At 40.9% G+C, this 18,367-nt stretch carries 16 protein-coding genes and 1 tRNA gene; 14 read left to right on the top strand and 3 right to left on the bottom strand.

The window, feature by feature from the left end:
* Positions 1-25 precede the first annotated feature (25 nt).
* From OIZ54_RS13920 to OIZ54_RS13955, 8 genes are all read left to right on the top strand, one after another.
* On the top strand, positions 26-529 hold the full coding sequence (locus tag OIZ54_RS13920; RefSeq protein WP_004589523.1) for an NYN domain-containing protein: 504 nt from the start codon (positions 26-28) through the stop codon (positions 527-529).
* Positions 530-681: 152 nt separating this feature from the next.
* The gene (gene nudC / locus OIZ54_RS13925; RefSeq protein WP_264390630.1) at positions 682-1,605 is read left to right on the top strand and encodes an NAD(+) diphosphatase; all 924 of its coding nucleotides are present in this window, start codon (positions 682-684) and stop codon (positions 1,603-1,605) included.
* Between the two features lie 9 nt (positions 1,606-1,614).
* A complete protein-coding gene (locus OIZ54_RS13930; RefSeq protein WP_138686097.1) occupies positions 1,615-2,796 on the top strand; it encodes a cystathionine beta-lyase in 1,182 nt (393 codons plus the stop codon).
* A gap of 163 nt (positions 2,797-2,959) precedes the next feature.
* Positions 2,960-3,784, top strand: a complete 825-nt coding sequence (locus OIZ54_RS13935; RefSeq protein ID WP_264390631.1) for an ABC transporter permease — start codon at positions 2,960-2,962, stop codon at positions 3,782-3,784.
* Positions 3,781-4,689: an ABC transporter ATP-binding protein gene (locus OIZ54_RS13940; protein ID WP_264390632.1), complete on the top strand. Its 909-nt coding sequence runs from the start codon at positions 3,781-3,783 to the stop codon at positions 4,687-4,689. Before OIZ54_RS13935 ends, OIZ54_RS13940 begins: the two co-directional genes overlap by 4 nt.
* On the top strand, positions 4,689-5,063 hold the full coding sequence (locus OIZ54_RS13945) for a PH domain-containing protein (RefSeq protein WP_004589518.1): 375 nt from the start codon (positions 4,689-4,691) through the stop codon (positions 5,061-5,063). Before OIZ54_RS13940 ends, OIZ54_RS13945 begins: the two co-directional genes overlap by 1 nt.
* 199 nt (positions 5,064-5,262) lie before the next feature.
* A complete protein-coding gene (locus OIZ54_RS13950; RefSeq protein WP_264390633.1) occupies positions 5,263-6,057 on the top strand; it encodes a putative porin in 795 nt (264 codons plus the stop codon).
* A 476-nt stretch (positions 6,058-6,533) separates the two neighbouring features.
* The gene (locus tag OIZ54_RS13955; RefSeq protein WP_264390634.1) at positions 6,534-7,337 is read left to right on the top strand and encodes a putative porin; all 804 of its coding nucleotides are present in this window, start codon (positions 6,534-6,536) and stop codon (positions 7,335-7,337) included.
* Positions 7,338-7,424: 87 nt separating this feature from the next.
* Here the strand turns inward: OIZ54_RS13955 and OIZ54_RS13960 are convergent, their stop codons facing one another.
* Positions 7,425-9,272 (bottom strand): M2 family metallopeptidase, encoded by a 1,848-nt coding sequence (locus tag OIZ54_RS13960; protein WP_264390635.1) that lies wholly within the window; start codon positions 9,270-9,272, stop codon positions 7,425-7,427.
* A gap of 167 nt (positions 9,273-9,439) precedes the next feature.
* Here OIZ54_RS13960 and OIZ54_RS13965 point away from each other — a divergent pair, with 167 nt between their 5' ends.
* A complete protein-coding gene (locus OIZ54_RS13965; RefSeq protein ID WP_264390636.1) occupies positions 9,440-11,716 on the top strand; it encodes an acyl-CoA dehydrogenase in 2,277 nt (758 codons plus the stop codon).
* Positions 11,717-11,782: 66 nt separating this feature from the next.
* Here the strand turns inward: OIZ54_RS13965 and OIZ54_RS13970 are convergent, their stop codons facing one another.
* Positions 11,783-12,217 (bottom strand): hypothetical protein, encoded by a 435-nt coding sequence (locus OIZ54_RS13970; protein WP_029773124.1) that lies wholly within the window; start codon positions 12,215-12,217, stop codon positions 11,783-11,785.
* 146 nt (positions 12,218-12,363) lie between these two features.
* Positions 12,364-13,332, bottom strand: a complete 969-nt coding sequence (gene cysK, locus OIZ54_RS13975) for a cysteine synthase A (RefSeq protein WP_154945841.1) — start codon at positions 13,330-13,332, stop codon at positions 12,364-12,366.
* Between the two features lie 366 nt (positions 13,333-13,698).
* Between cysK and OIZ54_RS13980 the strand changes: the two genes are divergently transcribed.
* The 5 genes from OIZ54_RS13980 (at position 13,699) to OIZ54_RS14000 (ending at position 18,366) form a co-directional block, all read left to right on the top strand.
* Positions 13,699-14,850 (top strand): dicarboxylate/amino acid:cation symporter, encoded by a 1,152-nt coding sequence (locus tag OIZ54_RS13980; protein WP_024033649.1) that lies wholly within the window; start codon positions 13,699-13,701, stop codon positions 14,848-14,850.
* A gap of 158 nt (positions 14,851-15,008) precedes the next feature.
* Complete coding sequence (uvrY, locus tag OIZ54_RS13985) at positions 15,009-15,659, top strand: UvrY/SirA/GacA family response regulator transcription factor (protein ID WP_004589511.1); 651 nt, start codon at positions 15,009-15,011, stop codon at positions 15,657-15,659.
* An 11-nt stretch (positions 15,660-15,670) separates the two neighbouring features.
* Positions 15,671-17,494 carry an excinuclease ABC subunit UvrC gene (gene uvrC / locus OIZ54_RS13990; RefSeq protein ID WP_154945842.1) on the top strand — a complete coding sequence of 608 codons (1,824 nt, stop codon included), beginning with the start codon at positions 15,671-15,673 and terminating at the stop codon, positions 17,492-17,494.
* Between the two features lie 42 nt (positions 17,495-17,536).
* Complete coding sequence (gene pgsA, locus OIZ54_RS13995) at positions 17,537-18,082, top strand: CDP-diacylglycerol--glycerol-3-phosphate 3-phosphatidyltransferase (protein WP_024033647.1); 546 nt, start codon at positions 17,537-17,539, stop codon at positions 18,080-18,082.
* 208 nt (positions 18,083-18,290) lie between these two features.
* Positions 18,291-18,366: transfer RNA gene (locus OIZ54_RS14000), tRNA-Gly, on the top strand.
* The last annotated feature ends 1 nt before the right edge of the window (position 18,367 follow it).

Below are 18,367 nucleotides of genomic sequence, written 5' to 3' on the forward strand. Positions count from 1 at the left end.
GAGCTGTGAGCACTTAAGGAAACAAATGACTTTACAAAACGATCAGCAAATCAGTAAGCCACGTGTAGGTATTTTTGTTGATGTACAAAACATTTATTACACGTGCCGCGAAAGTTACCGTAAAAACTTTGATTACAATGCATTTTGGGCGCACATGAAGCAGCAGTATTCTATAGATTGTGCATTTGCGTATGCCATTCACCGCGGTGATGAAAAACAAAACCAGTTTCAAAATATTTTGCGTGCTATTGGCTTTGAGGTAAAACTAAAGCCGTTTATTCAGCGCCGCGACGGCAGCGCAAAAGGGGATTGGGATGTAGGCATAACGATAGATATGCTAGAGCAAGGCAAAAACCTCGATAAAGTTATTTTGCTCTCTGGTGATGGCGACTTTGCGTTATTGCTAGGGCATTTAAAAAATCAATACAATGTACCGTGCGATGTGTACGGCGCCGATAAGTTAACCGCTGAGGTGCTAAAACAAAGTGCAGAACAGTTTCATTTAATTGATGATAGCTTGCTACTCTAAAGCATAAAATATAGCGGCTAAGTGCCTGCAACATGAGAGTTTTTAATAAAGAGCCTATATAGCTAGTATAGGCTTTTTTTATTGCTGTAATAAATTGGGTTTACTCAGCGGTTATGGTAATTTTACGCCATACCATGTTATTGAGGACTCACATGCTTTATTACAGCGACATGCCATTAGACCGCGGGTCTAATTTTCGTAAAAACGCGGCGTGGTTAAACGCGCAAATGTCGGCACAAAGTAAGTGGCTTTTGGTGAATAATAACCACACTTTGTTTTATAAAGACGCAGCTCAAGTGTGCTACTTAACGTATCAGCAAATTGCCCATTTAGATTTATCAAACGCTATTTACTTAGGCTCAAATACTGAGCAACAGGGTGTGTTTGCGTTAGATGTTTCAGCCATACACGATGACGAACTCAAGCGCGTTATAGGCGACGCACAGTTTTTTGATATACGCCAATATGGCCCTCACGTTGATATACAAGATGGCTCTATAGCCGCACTTGCACGTGGCTTATGTTATTGGCATGCAACGCATAGTTTTTGTGGGCGTTGTGGCAGTAAAAATACATTAATAGAAGCAGGGCATTCACGCCTATGTGAAAACGAGCACTGCAAGCACCCTACATTTCCACGCACTGACCCTGCAGTAATTATGGTGGTTACTAAAGTATTTGAAGATGGAATAGAGCGTTGTTTATTGGGTCGCCAAGCAATATGGCAACAAGGTATGTATTCATCATTGGCAGGCTTTGTAGATCCAGGTGAAACACTAGAGCAAGCTGTAGCGCGCGAAGTTAAAGAAGAAGCAGGCATTGACGTTGATAATGTACGTTATATTGCCTCACAACCTTGGCCATTTCCTTCATCTATTATGTTGGGTTTTATTGCTCAGGCTAAAACTGAGCAAATAAACGTAGATAAAGACGAATTAGACGATGCCAAATGGTTTACGCGCGAAGAAGTTAAGGCGTTTGGCAATATGGGCGATGAAGGCGATCATTATAAACTCCCTCGGGTCGATTCAATTTCGCGTTTTTTAATTGAACAATGGCTTTCTAATAAGGTTTAAGGATTGGTAATGTCGACAAGCAAAAATAAAAATACCCAGTTAGTATCAACGGGGCGTAAAAAAGCCTACACCCATGGTGTGGTAAACCCCGTAGTACAGCGCGCTTCTACAATTGTATTTGACAGCGTGGCCGAATTAAAAGAAGCCGCTAAAACCCGCGGAGATAAAACATTATTTTATGGCCGCCGTGGCACAACTACACATTTTGCACTGCAAGAGGCGATAACCGAGCTTGAAGGCGGCGAAGGCTGCGCACTTTACCCATGCGGCGCTGCGGCAATAAGCCAAGCGTTATTGTCGTTTGTAAAGGCGGGCGATCATATTTTAATGGTTGATAACGTGTATGAACCTACGCGTGATTTTTGCGATAAAATTTTAGCGGGGCTAGGTGTTACCACCACTTATTACCCACCTACAATTGGCGCAGGTATTGAGGCGTATATTCAGCCAAACACAAAAGTGCTGTTTTTAGAATCGCCTGGCTCTATAACCATGGAAATACAAGATGTACCTGCCATGGTTAAAGTAGCCAATGAGCATAATATTATGACCATGCTTGATAACACCTACGGCAATGGCTTGCATTACCGCCCACTTGAACACGGTGTAGATATTAGTATTCAAGCAGCAACTAAGTACATTGTTGGCCACTCTGATGTAATGATGGGTGTAGCAGTGGCAAATAAAAAGTACTGGCCAACCCTACGTGAGCAGTCGTACTTATTAGGGCAATGCACCAGCGCAGATGATGCCTATTTAGCGCTTAGAGGCTTACGTACTATGGCAGTGCGTTTAAATCAGCACGAAAAGGCGGCTATAGAGGTGGCAAAATGGCTTGAGCAACATGAGTTAGTTGATCATATTCGCCATCCTGCATTTGAAAGCTGCCCTGGGCATGAATTTTTTAAGCGCGACTTTGATGGCAGCAATGGATTGTTTTCATTTGTAATGAAAACTGGTAACCAAAAAGCCATTGATGCGTTTTTAGATAGCCTTGAGCACATTAAAATGGGCTTTTCGTGGGGCGGCTTTGAAAGTTTAGTCACCGCCAATTTAACCATGAAAGGTTTACGTTCGAACACCGGTTGGGATTTAGGCCCTGTTATTCGCTTGCATATTGGCCTTGAAGACATTGATGATTTAATTAATGACTTAAGCCAAGCGCTTGAGGTATACCAACAGCATTTATAAAAATAGGCTAAATAAACAAAGTTTGGCCTGTTACATTTAAACGGTTTGTTACAAAGCTCACTTATGGTGAGCTTTTTTTTGCTGGTAATTCAAGGTGTTTACACTTACTGTTGTTACATTACGCTTTATTTTAAAGCATGAGCAACGTCATTAAGGAAAGCCAATGGCAACATCATCAGTGAACATAGGGCGATTAACCCAAATAGCGGGTTTTGAGCTAGTACGTATGTTTTTAACCAAGCGCGGCTTAATTGCAATGGCCGCCTTTGCCCTTGTTTGGTTACTTATTTTACGCTACCCGATAGGCCAAGCCGTCAGCATTATTAGTGCGCCCAATTTTGAACAAATGGCACGCGATATTTCAGGCAGTATTGGTTTAAGTAAGTTGCTTGATTGGCCTGAGGCCGAATTTGCTATGTACTGGCTAGTCGCTTTGTATAGCTTTCCGCTGTTTGCTATTTTTATATCAAGCGATCAAACCGTTGGCGATAGAGAGCGCGGCACATTACGGTTTTTATCATTGCGCTCTACACGGTTTGAAATTTTATTTGGCCGTTTTTTAGGTCAGCTTGGCGTGTTAGCGTGTTTATTAGCTATTACCCTAGTGGCAACCCTTGGCGTACTTGGTTACAGAGAGCCTAGCCTATTAATGGGTGGGTTAAGCCGTGCGGTTTCTATATTTATAATAATGGTGGTGGTACTTAGCCCGTTTGTAGCATTAATGAGTTTGATTAACACGTTTGCTCGCTCGTCGCGTTTAGCAATTGTATTAGCCATTTTATATTTTGCTGGTGGCGGCATTATTGTGGGTATATTGGCGTGGCAAGTACCGGCTCTAAATGCGCTCGATTACCTTTTCCCAGGGGTTAATTCTGAACTTTTAGCTGGGCAAAACCTACCTTTATTGAGTGCCTTAGGTGTGCCGCTTATTCAAAGCGCTGTATTTATAGCGATTGCGCATCGAATATTTACAAGGAGTTCGCTATGAGCGTATTAATAAAAGCCAGCGGCTTGAGTAAATCGTATGGCGCAAAGCAAGCACTTAACAACGTAAGCTTTGAAATTCAAAAAGGCGCACCTGTGGCGTTAGTGGGCCCTAATGGCGCCGGTAAAACCACATTATTTAGTTTATTGTGCGGCTATATTAACCCAAGCCACGGTGAGCTCAGTATTTTAGGGCATAAGCCTGGTAGTGCCGCGTTGTTCAACCAAGTGAGTGCATTACCGCAAGATGCGCAGTTAGATCCGCGTTTTAATATAGATAAGCAACTGGCGTTTTATGGCAAGCTTCAAAGCATGGGTGCTAAACAAAGCCACAATGAAGCGCTGCGCGTACTTGATTTGGTTGGCTTAAAAGAAGTCGCTAAACAGCGTGCAGGCGATTTATCTCACGGTATGCGCAAACGGGTAACGATAGCGCAAGCGCTGATTGGCTCGCCGAAAATAGTGATGCTTGATGAAGCCACAGCAGGGCTTGACCCTATTCATGCCAGGGAGGTGCGAGAGCTGGTATCGAGCTTAAGCGATGAAGCCACCTTTATTTTAAGTTCGCACGATTTAACCGAACTTGAGCGATTATGCTCCCAAGTGCTTCACCTAGATAAGGGCATTTTGAGCGAGCACCAAACAAAAGACAACAATACGCATACTCACTTTTATACCTTAATGCTCAACGAGGCGTATCAAAATGTGGAACAACAACTGCAGGCGTTATCAGGTGTAAACCGCGTGTATATGAGCCAACATAAAGAATACGTGATTGAGTACCAGCCAACCGGTGAGCCACTTGATATTGCTTTATTAAACTTTTGCCATCAACAAAACTGGCAATATAGGCAGTTAGTAAATGGTCACACCTTAGAAAATCAAATATTTACACAGGAGAAAGTATAATGGGACTACTCAGTGGTTTAATGGGAAATGCAAGCGAAGTAGATGATTCTGATTTAGAAAAAGTACTTGCTAATACCCTAATAGATGGCGAACAAGTAGAAAAAGCCTATAAGGTGATTCGCGATATGTTTATTTTTACTAATAAGCGTTTAATTTTAATTGATAAGCAAGGTATGACCGGCTCTAAAATGGAAATGGTGAGTATTGCTTATTCTAAAATTACTAAGTTTAGTAAAGAAAGTGCAGGGCACTTTGATTTAGATGCCGAGCTTAAAATTTGGATTGGCTCAGACCCAACGCCTATTAGTAAAGAGTTTAAATCGGGCGATAATATTAACGAAGTTTATCGTGTAATAAGTCAGCATGCGCTTTAGTTTGCTGAACATGTTTTAAGTAGTTGTTGACTATATGTTGCAACTACTTTAAATTTACAGTTTCTTACACCTACTTACAATTAACTTAATAAATACAACTGCTTAATTAAGTTTTCATTCAGTTTCTCAGCGTTAGCATGTCCCCACTTTAGTCAATGAGCTAAAGCATAAAAAGCAATGCACAAAGGGAAGTCTTACAATGAAAAAATTAGCAGTTATTATTTCAAGCATTTTATTATCTAGCACTGCGGCTGCTGCAGACAGCTACAATTCAATCAGTAATTTAAGCTACAAAGATAGCGATAACAACGACACCGTTGCTGTAGACTCTATTTATTACCTATCTCCTAAAAAAACATTAGGTCCGTACGATCAGTTTGAGTACATTAATAAACAAACTAACGTTTACGGCGGTTATGCTGATGACGACTTTGGCGATGTTACTAACATTGGTGGCGAATACTTTATTAATGAATTTGTTGTTGGCGCATCTTACGAAAACCTTGACCCAGATTCGGGTTCTAACGGTGAGCTTTACAAGCTAACTGGTGGCTACTTCTTTAACCCTGATTTATTAGCAAAAGTAACGCTTGTTGAAAACAAAGACGGCGATGACTTTGCTTTGTTTGATTTAGCATACAATCACATGCTAAACAGCACAGACTACGTAGGTATAACACTTACATCTGATGACGACTTTGATTACCGCGCTGTTGCAGCTAAGTACTTTATTGACTTACAGCAAGGTAACTTTTTAACGTTTGAAGGTAAATACGAGAGCATTGAAGATGCAGAAAACCAGTGGGTAGCAGAAACTAACTACTACTTCTCAAAAGCAACCTCGGTATTTGCTAACTACAACAAGCAAGATACATACAGCTTTGGTGCTCAGCACTTCATCAATAAAAACATTGGTCTTAAAGTAGGTTACGAGAACAATGCAGATGACTCTGATAACGATGCATACTTTGCAAACATGCGTTTTCAGTTTTAATTAAGCCCTGTACTTAATTAAAAGCATAAAAAGCCCGCTACTGTAGCGGGCTTTGTTGTTTTTAACTTAAATTAACCGAGGTGAATTTTTACCAGCCGCAATTACGGTCTTTGTTCTGCTCATCTAAATAGCATCTTTTAAATTAAAAATAATAATTTTTTTGAAAAATGAGAAAAATATAATGAGGGATAGTTATATTGATGAGGTTTATCGAATAGTTAAGTTGTATTCAATTTAGCGACAGTTTGTACCTTATTTATTACTTTTGAAGTTTAAATACTGAGATATAATTCTACTGTAGATTTAAGGTGTGCTTTATATTTACATTTGTACGGAATGATTAACAATTTAAGTTGTTGATATTGTGTTTAGTTTGTTCTCTCATTCATTTTTTGTTCATTATTTATTGTTAGGATGCGGCCCGACTTTGGCTACACGGCCCAAGCATAGAAAATAACATTTATAGGGAATTTAAAATGAAAAAATTAGCCGTTATCATTTCGAGTATTTTATTATCAAGCGCTGCAACCACTGCAATGGCAGCAGATACTTACCAATCTATCAGCCACGTAGGATACATGGACATTGATGGAGATGACACGGTAAGTGTTGACTCAACTTATTACTTTTCTCCAAAAGCGACGTTAGGTCCTTATGATCAATTTGAGTACATCAATAAGCAAACAAATGTTTATGGTGCATACAGTGATAATGATTTTTTAGACGTTACTAGCATTGGCGGTGAGTATTTTGTACAAGATTTTGTACTAGGTGCACAGTACAATAACTTCGATAGTGATTTTGGCTCAAGCACGGATGTAATTGAACTTTCAGCTGGTTACTTCTTTAATCCAAACCTTGTATTAAAAGCAACGTTTGTAGATGTTGAAGATGCTGACAATCAGTTTGTGTTTGACCTAGCATATAACCACGAATTAAACAGCACTGATTATATCGGCTTTACAGTAACAGCAGATGACGAGTTTGATTACCGTGCAGTAGCAGCTAAGTACTTTGTTGATTTACAGCAAGGTAACTACTTAACTGTTGAAGGTAAATTTGAAGATGTTGATGGCGGTTCTAGTAGCTGGGAATTAGCATCTAACTACTATTTCAGTAAAGCAACATCAGTGTTTGTTACAGTTAACAAGAACGATGACTACGCTTTTGGTGCTCAACACTTTTTCAATAACAATGTTGGTTTAGAAGCAGGTTACGGTAATAACTGGGATGATTCTGATTACGATGTTTACTTTGCAAATGTAAGCTTACAGTTCTAATTTAACCAAAAGTTAGTTACTGAACAAAAAGCCCGCTACTGTAGCGGGCTTTGTTGTTTTTAACTTAAATTAACCGTGGCAAAAGTTTTACCAGCCGCAATTACGGTCTTTGTTCTGCTCATCTAAATAGCGTTGCAGCGGTGCAAAGTAATCAAGCATAGCGGTTGCATCCATTTGCGGCTTGCCAGTAATGGTTTCAAGGGCTTCTTGCCATGGACGAGAAGAGCCCATTTCCAGCATTGCGTTTAGCTTATCTCCTGCTTCTTTTGAATTATAAATAGAGCAGCGGTGAATGGCTTTATCGTTACCGGCTATTTCACATAAGCTACGGTGAAATTCAAACTGTAAAATATGCGCTAAAAAGTAACGTGTATAAGGAGTGTTGCCTGGTACGTGGTATTTAGCACCTGGATCAAAGTCATCTTCGCTACGTGCAATAGGCGCTTTCACACCTTGGTATTTTTCACGTAGCTCCCACCACGCTTTATTATAATCTTGTGGCTTTACTTGGCCCGAAAATACCTGCCAGCGCCATTGATCAACCATTAAGCTAAAGGGCACAAAGGCGACTTTATCTAGCGCCATTTTCATTAGTAAGCCAATGTCTTTTGACTCATCAGGTACTTGATCAAGTAAACCAATCTCTTTTAAGTAACCGGGTGTAACCGATAAAGCAATGGTGTCGCCAATGGCTTCGTGAAAACCATCGTTGGCACTTTCTTGATAAAATAAAGGCTGTTTATTATAAGCGCGCTGATAAAAGTTGTGGCCTAGCTCATGGTGAATAACAGAAAATTCTTCGCCGGTGCGTTGAATACACATTTTAATGCGTAAGTCGTCTTTGCTATCTATATTCCAAGCAGAGGCATGACACTGTACGTCTCTGTCTTTTGGTTTTACAAATAACGAACGCTCGTAAAAGGTCTCTGGCAATGGCTCAAACCCCATTGAGGTAAAAAAGGTTTCAGCACCTTTAACCATTTTTAGCTCGTCGTAATTATTTTTAGCTAATAGCTCGGTAACATCGTAACCCGGATCGGCGTTTTCTGGCGCGACTACATCGTAAATGTTACCCCACGCTTGCGCCCACATGTTTCCTAATAAATGCGCAGGAATAGGCTCATCTTGGGCTACTTTGTCGGTGCCGTATTTTTCGCCTAATTTAGCGCGTACATGGCAATGCAGTGAGTTATAAAGTGGCTTTACTTGCCCCCAAATGCGGTCAAGCTCGGTTGTAAAGTCATCGGCTGGCATATCGTACTTGCTGCGCCACATTGCGCCGGTATCAGCATAACCTAGCTCTTTAGCCCCTTCGTTTGTAAGGGTTACTTGCTGCTCGTAAAGTGGGCGCATTGGCTTTGAAATTTGACGCCACCCTTGCCATAAATCAAGTAGCTCGTTGTAATCACGGCTGGTGGCCATTTTTGCGGTCATATCACCAAGGCTTAAACAGCTGCCATCGTCTTTACAGTATTTACCTTTACCGTATAAACCACCTAGCTCTGCCACAATAGTTGAAAGTTGGGCTGTTTTTTCAGCGTCCTGAGGAGCGGGTAAAGTAAGCGCAAGTTTAAGTTTATTAAGCTTGCGGCGTGCATCGTAATCAAGCGCTAAGTCGTCAAATTGGGCTGCCTGATTGGCTAAACGTACGACCGACTCGGTCATTTTACGATTAACCTCGGCAGATAACGCCGAGGTGTCGTGCGTTATAAAATTTGCGTAAATCCACTCAGCGCGGCTCGATTCTAGGTAAAGCTCGCTTAGCTCTTGCTCGGCTTTGGCAATAAATGCATTGGCATCTTGTTTTGTAAGGGGCTTCTCGGTCTGTGCTGAATCACTAGTGTCTATGGCTATTTCTGCTTCGCAGGCGGTTAGTGCTAATGTACTTGCGACTATGAGGGCGCTCATACTTAATTTAAAGCGTGGCGTGTTCATTGTATTCCTTTGGTTTATTGTTATTAAGAAAGTGATAATAGCAGCGATGTTTAAAACAATAAAATTAATACGTTAAGGCGTGTGGTGCATCGCGCAATGATTGTATTTAAACTAAGATGGGTCATAATTAAGTTACTATTTTCATTCAATGTAAAAGGAATGTGCTCATGTCAGTATTTATAATATTGCTGGTCGTGGTGGTGGTTATTTTTGCAGTCAAAGATATTCGCCTCAACCTGATCAGCCGTCCTACGTTTAAAATGTTTAAAAAGGTACTTCCGCCGCTCTCGCAAACTGAGCGAGAGGCAATGGAAGCCGGCGATGTATGGTGGGATGGTGAGCTATTTAGTGGTAATCCAGATTGGCAAAAACTGCATAACTTTCCAAGGCCTGAGCTTAGCGATAAAGAAAATGACTTTATGGATAATCAGGTGAACACGCTACTGGCAATGCTAGATGATTACCAAATTGTACAAAAAGACAAAGACCTACCAAAAGAAGTCTGGGATTACTTAAAAACAGAGGGCTTTTTTGCGCTGATCATTCCTGAAAAATTTGGTGGACGTGAGTTCTCTGCCATTGCTAATTCAACCATAGTGTCAAAAATTGCCACAAAAAGCTTAACTGCGGCGGTTACTGTTATGGTGCCTAATAGCTTAGGCCCAGGCGAGCTGTTACTGCATTATGGTACAAAAGAGCAACAAGACCGTTGGCTACCAAGCCTTGCAAGTGGTAAAGATGTGCCGTGTTTTGCACTTACCGGCCCAGAAGCTGGCTCTGATGCGGGCAGTATTCCCGACTCTGGCGTAGTGTGTAAAGGGCAGCATAATGGTGAAGAAGTTATAGGCCTGCGTTTAAATTGGTCTAAGCGTTATATTACGCTTGCGCCGGTGGCAACCGTACTCGGCCTTGCCTTTAAAATGTATGACCCAGATGGGTTATTAGGCGATGAAAAAGAGCTAGGTATTACCTGTGCGCTAATTCCTACAGATCACGAAGGGGTAGAAACGGGTGAGCGCCATTATCCATTAAACATGGCATTCATGAACGGAACTACCTACGGTAAAGATGTTTTTATTCCGCTAGATTGGATTATTGGCGGTGAGCAGGGCGCAGGACGAGGCTGGCGCATGTTGGTTGAGTGTTTAAGTGCTGGGCGCGGTATTTCTTTACCTGCACTAAGCACCGCAACAGGGCATTTAGCCTCTAAAATGACCTCTGCCTACTCTGTGGTACGCCAACAGTTTGGTGTATCAATTGGCCAATTTGAAGGTGTACAAGAAGCCTTAGCGCGTATTGGCGGGTTAACGTATACATTAGAGTCTGCGCGTTTAATGACCGCAGGCGCAATAGATTTAAAACTTAGCCCATCGGTTGTTACCGCCATTGCAAAATACCATATGACCGAAATGGGGCGTACGGTAATGAACGATGCAATGGACATTCACTCTGGTAAAGGTATTCAAGTTGGGCCTAATAACTATTTAGCCCATGGTTATATGGGGATCCCGGTATCGATTACTGTTGAAGGGGCAAACATTTTAACCCGTAACTTAATGATTTTTGGTCAAGGTGCCACGCGTTGTCATCCGTTTGTGTTAAAAGAAATGGAAGCTGCCGCAATGGAAGACGACGATGCAGCACTTGATCGATTTGATAGTTTATTGATGAAGCACATTTTATTTGCTGCCAGTAATGCCGGCATGGCTTTTGTGCATGGTCTTACGCGAAGCTGTTTGGCAAAAGCGCCCGTGTGCGGTGCAACCGCTGTGTATTACAAACAGCTAAGCAGAATGAGCCGAGGGCTTGCTTTTACTACAGATGTAGCCATGTTGGTACTTGGTGGCGAGCTAAAGCGTAAAGAAATGATTTCGGCGCGTTTAGGTGATGTGCTTAGCCATTTATATTTAGCGTCTACTGTATTAAAACGCTTTGAAGATGAAGGGCGCCAACAGGCTGATTTACCTTTTGTGAAATACGCTATTGAAAATTCTCTTTATGAGATAGGCCAAGCGTTTGATGGTTTTTTCAAAAACTTTTCAAATCCGGTGGTTAACTTTTTACTTAAACGCATTGTGTTTCCGCTGGGGAATCACTACCGCAAGCCAAGTGATGAAACAGCCCAAAGTATTTGCGAGCATATGACGCAACCTGGGGTGTTTAGAAACCGTTTAACGCACTTATGTTATGTAGATGAAAATGCGGGCACGGGCGTGATGGAAAATGCATTTTTAGCTATGCACGATATGCAAACACAGTTTAAAGAGTTAAAACACTGGCAACGCAGTGGTAAGGTCCCTGCAACGCTCGACATAGAAGGCGCAATAAATTACGCACTAGAGAATGAGCTCCTTGCGCAAGCAGATGCCGATGCAATGCACCATACCAATAAACTAAGAAAACAAGCAATTGCCGTTGATAACTTTAAACCCGGTGAATTATAACGCTTAAGATAAGCGCTAAACGTAAAAAGGCCTTACATATGTAAGGCCTTTTTTGTGGTGTATAAGTTAGCGTGCGTAAGGGTCTGCAACTATTTTATCTATATACCATTTCCCTTTTTTACGAAGCATTTTAACGCTGCGCATATCATCGACTTTATCGCCATTAAAGTAGCCTGTAAAAATGAGGTTTATTTTGGCGTTATCGCCATATTGTTCGCGTACGCTCATGTTGGTCATATCGACTTCAATTACTACTTCATCGTATTGCAGGTTTACTAAGTTTCGGGCAAATTGTTTAGCAGTACCATAGGATTTCATAATTCGGCTGAGGTTAGGGGTGGCCATTGTGCTGGCTTTTTGTAAATCTTTTTGATTATACAATGCATCAAAGTAAGCGGTGGCTGTATCGCCCGGTGAGTCGCCCAGCGTTTGTACGCTATCGCCACAGGCGGCTAAAAATAAGCATACGATAAAACTTAAATAAGCTGTTATTTTTTTCATGTTGAATGTTTTTAATTAGTTTTTTTAAAGTGTGTGGTTAATTAAACAAGATGTAAAGCAGCACTGGGGAATAAATAGAAAATTGAATCATAAATAATAAAAAAGGATGCCATAAGCATCCTTTTAAGTATCTCAAGGAGAGAAGTTTACTGTACTAATTCTTGCTCGCTAAATTCTTCAGCAAACATTGGGCTAGACAGGTAACGCTCTGTGGCACTTGGTAAAATCACCACAATATTTTTATCAGCGTTTTCTGGCTTTTCAGCAAGGCGTTTAGCGGCAACAACAGCTGCGCCTGATGAAATACCCACTAAAATACCTTCTTTTTTCATTAGCTCATGAGCCATTGCAATAGCATCTTCGTTTGATACTTGCTCAGCACCATCAATCACACTTAAATCAAGGTTACCAGGAATAAACCCTGCGCCAATACCTTGAATTTTATGTGGACCTGGTTTTACTTCTTCGCCTGCAAGCGTTTGGCTAATAACAGGTGAGTTAGTTGGCTCAACTGCAATCGCTTTAACATCTAGGTCTTTTTCGTTTTTAAGGTAACGGCTAACACCTGTAATAGTACCGCCAGTGCCTACGCCTGCTACAAAAAAGTCTACTTTACCATCAAGCGCTTCAAAAATTTCTGGGCCGGTTGTTTCAAAGTGAATTTTAGGGTTAGCTGGGTTTTCAAACTGTTGTAATAAAATGTATTTTTCTGGATCTGTTGCTTGAATTTCTTTTGCTTTTTCAATTGCGCCATTCATACCTTTAGCGCCATCTGTAAGCACTAAGTTAGCGCCTAATGCTTTTAATAGTTTGCGGCGCTCTAGGCTCATTGTATTTGGCATGGTAAGTGTTAATTTGTAACCACGTGCTGCTGCAACAAATGCAAGGGCAATACCTGTATTACCCGATGTAGGTTCAATTAGTTCTTTACCTTCAACAAGCTGACCTGATTTTTCAGCTTCCCAAATCATTGATGCACCAATACGACATTTAATACTAAAGCTAGGATTACGCGATTCTACTTTAGCGTAAACGTTTCCGCCTGTTACGCGATTAAGTTTTACCAGTGGTGTATTACCAATGCTTAGTGAGTTATCTTCAAAAATAGTAGACATAATGTTCCTTTGGATACAATCTGATCAATGTGTTAATAGCCTTTGCTATTAACTATATAAATACACTTTACTGCGAGTTTAAAAAAACTAAAGTAAAGTTTGGCTATAACATATATCTATTGGGCTTATAACCAGCCGAAATAAAAATTAGTTATTATTGTTGCTTTAGTTATTAAAGATGCGGGCTCATTTTTAAATTTAAAGAGTAAATTTCGCCACGTAGTTAAAAAATGCTCAGAGTAGGCTAATTATTGCGATGTTTTTGTGTGTTATTTGCGCACATGAATATAACTTGAATACTTTTATCACACAATGCGCCTAAAACATGTTAAAAACACTCTATCTATATTCAACTAAGCAATCACAATGAAGTTAATCTTAAAATTAATTGCCGGTATTGTGGCCGGTATTTTGGTCGGGCTTTATGTGCCTCTCACAGGTGTTGAGCTTTTATTTACTGTTAAAGAACTTATTGGCCAACTCATTTCTTTTACCATCCCATTAATTATTTTATTTTTTATTGCTTCGGGCATTGCGGGCTTGCCTAAAGGGTCTGGCCATTTATTAGGTAAAACTGTTGGCTTTGCTTATAGCTCTACTGTAATTGCAGGTACGCTTGCCTTTTTATTAGTGAGTGCGGTTATTCCACTGCTAAGTGGCAATATTACGTTTGAAGCCGAAGTTGCCACTGAAATTGGCAGTTTTATTGATTTAGAAATTCCACCGCTGATGGGTGTAATGACAGCGCTTGTGACTGCATTTGTGTTTGGTATTGGCATGAGCCAACTTGAATTAGAAACACTTAAAAAAGTGTCTGATCAGGGTCGCGATGTCATCGATGCTTTATTATCTAAAGTAATTATTCCGGCATTACCATTTTACATTGCAGGTGTATTTGCAGAAATGACCGTAGCAGGGACCGTGGTCGATACACTGCAAACCTTTGGTGTTGTGCTTATTGCTGCACTTGTAATGCATTGGCTGTGGCTAACCGTGTTATATGTTTCTACGGGGATATTACTTAAACGTAACCCGTTGGAGCTCGTTAAAAATATGCTTCCTGCTTACTTTACAGCACTGGGGACAATGTCGAGCGCGGCAACCATTCCGGTGTCTTTGCAATCAAGCAAAGCAAATAACGTAAAAGAAGATGTAGCAAACTTTACAGTGCCACTGTGCGCTACTATCCATTTATCGGGTTCTACCATTACGATTGTGACGTGTGCGATGGCCGTTATGTTTTTATCGCCAAGCATGGAAGTACCTTCTTTAATGGGGATGCTACCGTTTATTATGATGTTAGGGGTAGTAATGATTGCAGCGCCAGGTGCACCTGGTGGAGCAGTAATGTCGGCGCTCGGTTTATTAACCAGTATGCTTGGCTTTAACGAAGGCGCTGTTGCACTTATGATTGCACTTTACCTTGCGCAAGATAGCTTTGGTACTGCGTGTAATGTAACAGGCGATGGTATTATTGCTCTATGGGTAGACCGTTTTAGCGAAAAAGCAGCGTCATAAAAAACTAAAGTACTGGTTTTTAGCAGTTGTAAAATAATGCTAAAAGATGAGGACACCTAAAGCGAAGCAATAATATTAGTTATTGTTTCGCTTTAACTGTGGTAATGTGGCAAATTAGATTGTTTGTTGCGTATTGTTAGGTTAATGAGGGTATTACATTGATTAATGTGCTTTTAGTTGATGACCATGAGCTGGTACGAACTGGTATAAAACGTATATTAGATGATGTACGTGGTTTTAAAGTGGTAGGCGAAGCTAAAGATGGAGAGGCTGCGGTACAGTTTTGTCGCCAGCACGCACCTAATATTGTATTAATGGATATGAACATGCCTGGCATGGGTGGCTTAGAGGCCACTAAAAAGATTTGTCGCTATTGCCCAGATGTAAAAATTATTGTGCTTACGGTTAATTGCGAAGACCCGTTTCCATCAAAAGTGATGCAAATTGGCGCGCATGGCTTTTTAACCAAAGGTGCAGGCTCTGATGAAATGGTTCGTGCTATACGTTCTGTTCATGCAGGCCAGCGTTATATCGCCCCAGAAATTGCACAACAAATAGCCCTTGCGCAAGTAACAGGGCGTACCGATGAAAACCCTTTTCAAAGCTTATCTGAGCGCGAGCTACAAATTATGCTAATGATCACCAAAGGTGAAAAAGCTCAAGATATTGCCGAGCGCTTAAATTTAAGCTCAAAAACAGTGAACAGCTACCGTTACCGTATGTTTGAAAAATTAAACGTAGGGGGCGACGTTGAGCTTACTCATTTGGCTATTCGCCATAAAATGATTGATATAGACGTATCTCATTAATTTTTTAATTTATGTCTGAATTCGATCACGCCCAATTTTTAAAAACGCTATCAAGTGAACCGGGTGTATACCGTATGCTTGATAGTGAACAACAAGTTATTTATGTCGGTAAAGCTAAAAACTTAAAAAAACGGGTAAATAGCTACTTTAGATCTAATCTAACCGACAGTAAAACCCGTGTGTTAGTGAGTAATATTTGCGATATTGAAGTTACACTCACAAACACCGAAACCGAAGCCCTGCTGCTTGAAAACAACCTTATAAAAAAATATCAGCCGCGTTATAACATTTTATTACGTGATGATAAGTCATACCCCTATATATTACTTACCAGTCATAAACATCCGCGTTTAGCCTTTCATAGAGGCAGTCGCAAGGTAAAAGGCGAGTATTTTGGCCCTTTCCCAAGTGCTGGCGCAGTGTCGGAAAGTTTGCGTTTAATGCAAAAAATATTTCCTGTACGTCAGTGCGAAGATGCCTATTACCGTGCCAGAAGCCGCCCGTGTTTACAGTATCAGCTAAAGCGCTGCTCAGCACCGTGTGTTAATAAAGTGACAGAGCAAGAGTACGGCGAACAAGTTGATTATGTACGTAAGTTTTTAACAGGTAAGTCGCACGAAGTAATAGCCGATTTAATAAAAAAAATGGAAGCGGCGAGTAAAGACCTTAACTTTGAGCTCGCAGCTAAAGTGCGTGACCAAATTATGCTACTGCGCAAAATGCAGGAGCAGCAGTCTATTTCAGGTAATTTTGCTGAAATGGATGTGGTAGGTTTTGCGCACTTAAATGGATTAAATGGGATTCATTTATTAATGATCCGTGATCATAAAGTGCTAGGCAGTAAAACCTATTTTCCAAAAGTCCCTAAAGATTCGGGGCAAGAGGAAATACTCACTTCGTTTTTAGGGCAATATTATTTAGCGCCTGGTGCGACAGGGCGCATAGCAAAAGAAATTATTTTACCGTTCGAGATTGAAGAAAGTAGCGCATTAAGTGAAGCTCTTACGCAAATTAGTGAGCGCAAAGTATCGCTTAAAGTGGTTACCCGCGGGGAGCGAGCACAATACCTTCAGCTTGCCAATAAAAACGCATTAAACAGCATTACCGTTAAACAAAGTACGCAAGACTCTATAAATAAACGTTATGCACAATTAAAAGCGACCCTAGGCTTAGATGATATAAACAGAATGGAATGTTTTGATATCAGCCATACCATGGGGGAGAACACAGTAGCCAGTTGTGTAGTATTTGATTCGCAAGGGCCAAATAACAAAGAGTACAGACGCTACAACGTAACGGGTATAACCGGCGGTGATGATTACGCGGCAATGGAGTTTGCACTGAACAAACGCTACAACAAAGTAGTAGATGAAGACAAAATTCCTGACGTTATATTCATTGACGGTGGTAAAGGGCAACTAGGCCGTGCAGAGCAGTATTTTGCCACGTGGCCACATGCTAAAATGCCGCTGTTAGTCGGTGTAGCAAAAGGCACAAGCAGAAAGCCAGGCCTTGAAACCTTATTAATTGATGGCGGGCGAAAAACGATTCCTATGGATTCGGATGCGCCAGCACTACATTTAATCCAGCATATTCGCGATGAGTCGCACCGATTTGCTATTGCAGGGCACCGTAATAAGCGCCAAAAACAGCGCACGCAATCATTATTAGAAGAGATCAACGGAGTAGGTTCTAAGCGCCGCCAAACATTATTAAAATATTTAGGGGGCATGCAAGGGGTAAAAGCTGCTAATATAGAACAGTTAAAGAAAGTTCCTGGGATCAGTCCTGACATGGCTGAGAAGATATTTAACCATTTGCATGACAAGGGCTAGCCCTTCATGCGAATATAGAAAAAAAGACATATCCAAGTAGTTATGTGGAATATTCCAAACACACTCACAACCTTTAGACTTTTTCTTATCCCCATATTTTTGGTGATATTTTACTTGCCTTATAGCTGGGCGTTTTTTGCTGCCGCTTTTATTTTTTGGCTTGCATCAATCACCGATATACTTGATGGCTATTTAGCACGAAAGCTAGAGCAATCTACGCCTTTTGGTGCGTTTTTAGACCCTGTAGCCGATAAGGTTATGGTGTGTGCTGCACTTGTTGCGCTCTCTGATCATTATCAGTCTATGTATATGACGATTCCGGCCCTTATTATTATTAGCCGTGAAATAGTGATATCTGCATTACGTGAATGGATGGCCGAACAAGGCAAACGTGGAAACGTTGCAGTATCAAATATGGGCAAAATAAAAACCGCGGCGCAAATGCTGGCGATTATTGGCCTAATTTGGCAATACGATACGTGGATGATCTATTTAAGTTTTGCTTTATTGTATATAGCCACCTATTTAACACTGAGCTCTATGGTGCAATATTTAATGGCTGCATGGAGTGAATTGACCAAAAATTGATTGTAAACGTCTAATAACGCACCGTTTTAGATAAAAAATAATCAAACAGTTCAAAAGTGGCATTTTTTGTGTTGACGCGTTTAATAATCTCTGTAGAATGCGTCCGTGTTGAGAGGGCATAGCCCCTAAGATAAAGAAAACCAAAGTTACTTAGTTAGCAGCGTAAACATCGCAAGATGTTGAATAACGCAGATAATTAAATAATAATGCGGCACTAGCTCAGTTGGTAGAGCGCGACCTTGCCAAGGTCGAGGTCACGAGTTCGAGCCTCGTGTGCCGCTCCAA

The organism is Pseudoalteromonas sp. A3 (genome assembly GCF_025942345.1).
GTDB lineage: Bacteria > Pseudomonadota > Gammaproteobacteria > Enterobacterales > Alteromonadaceae > Pseudoalteromonas > Pseudoalteromonas atlantica.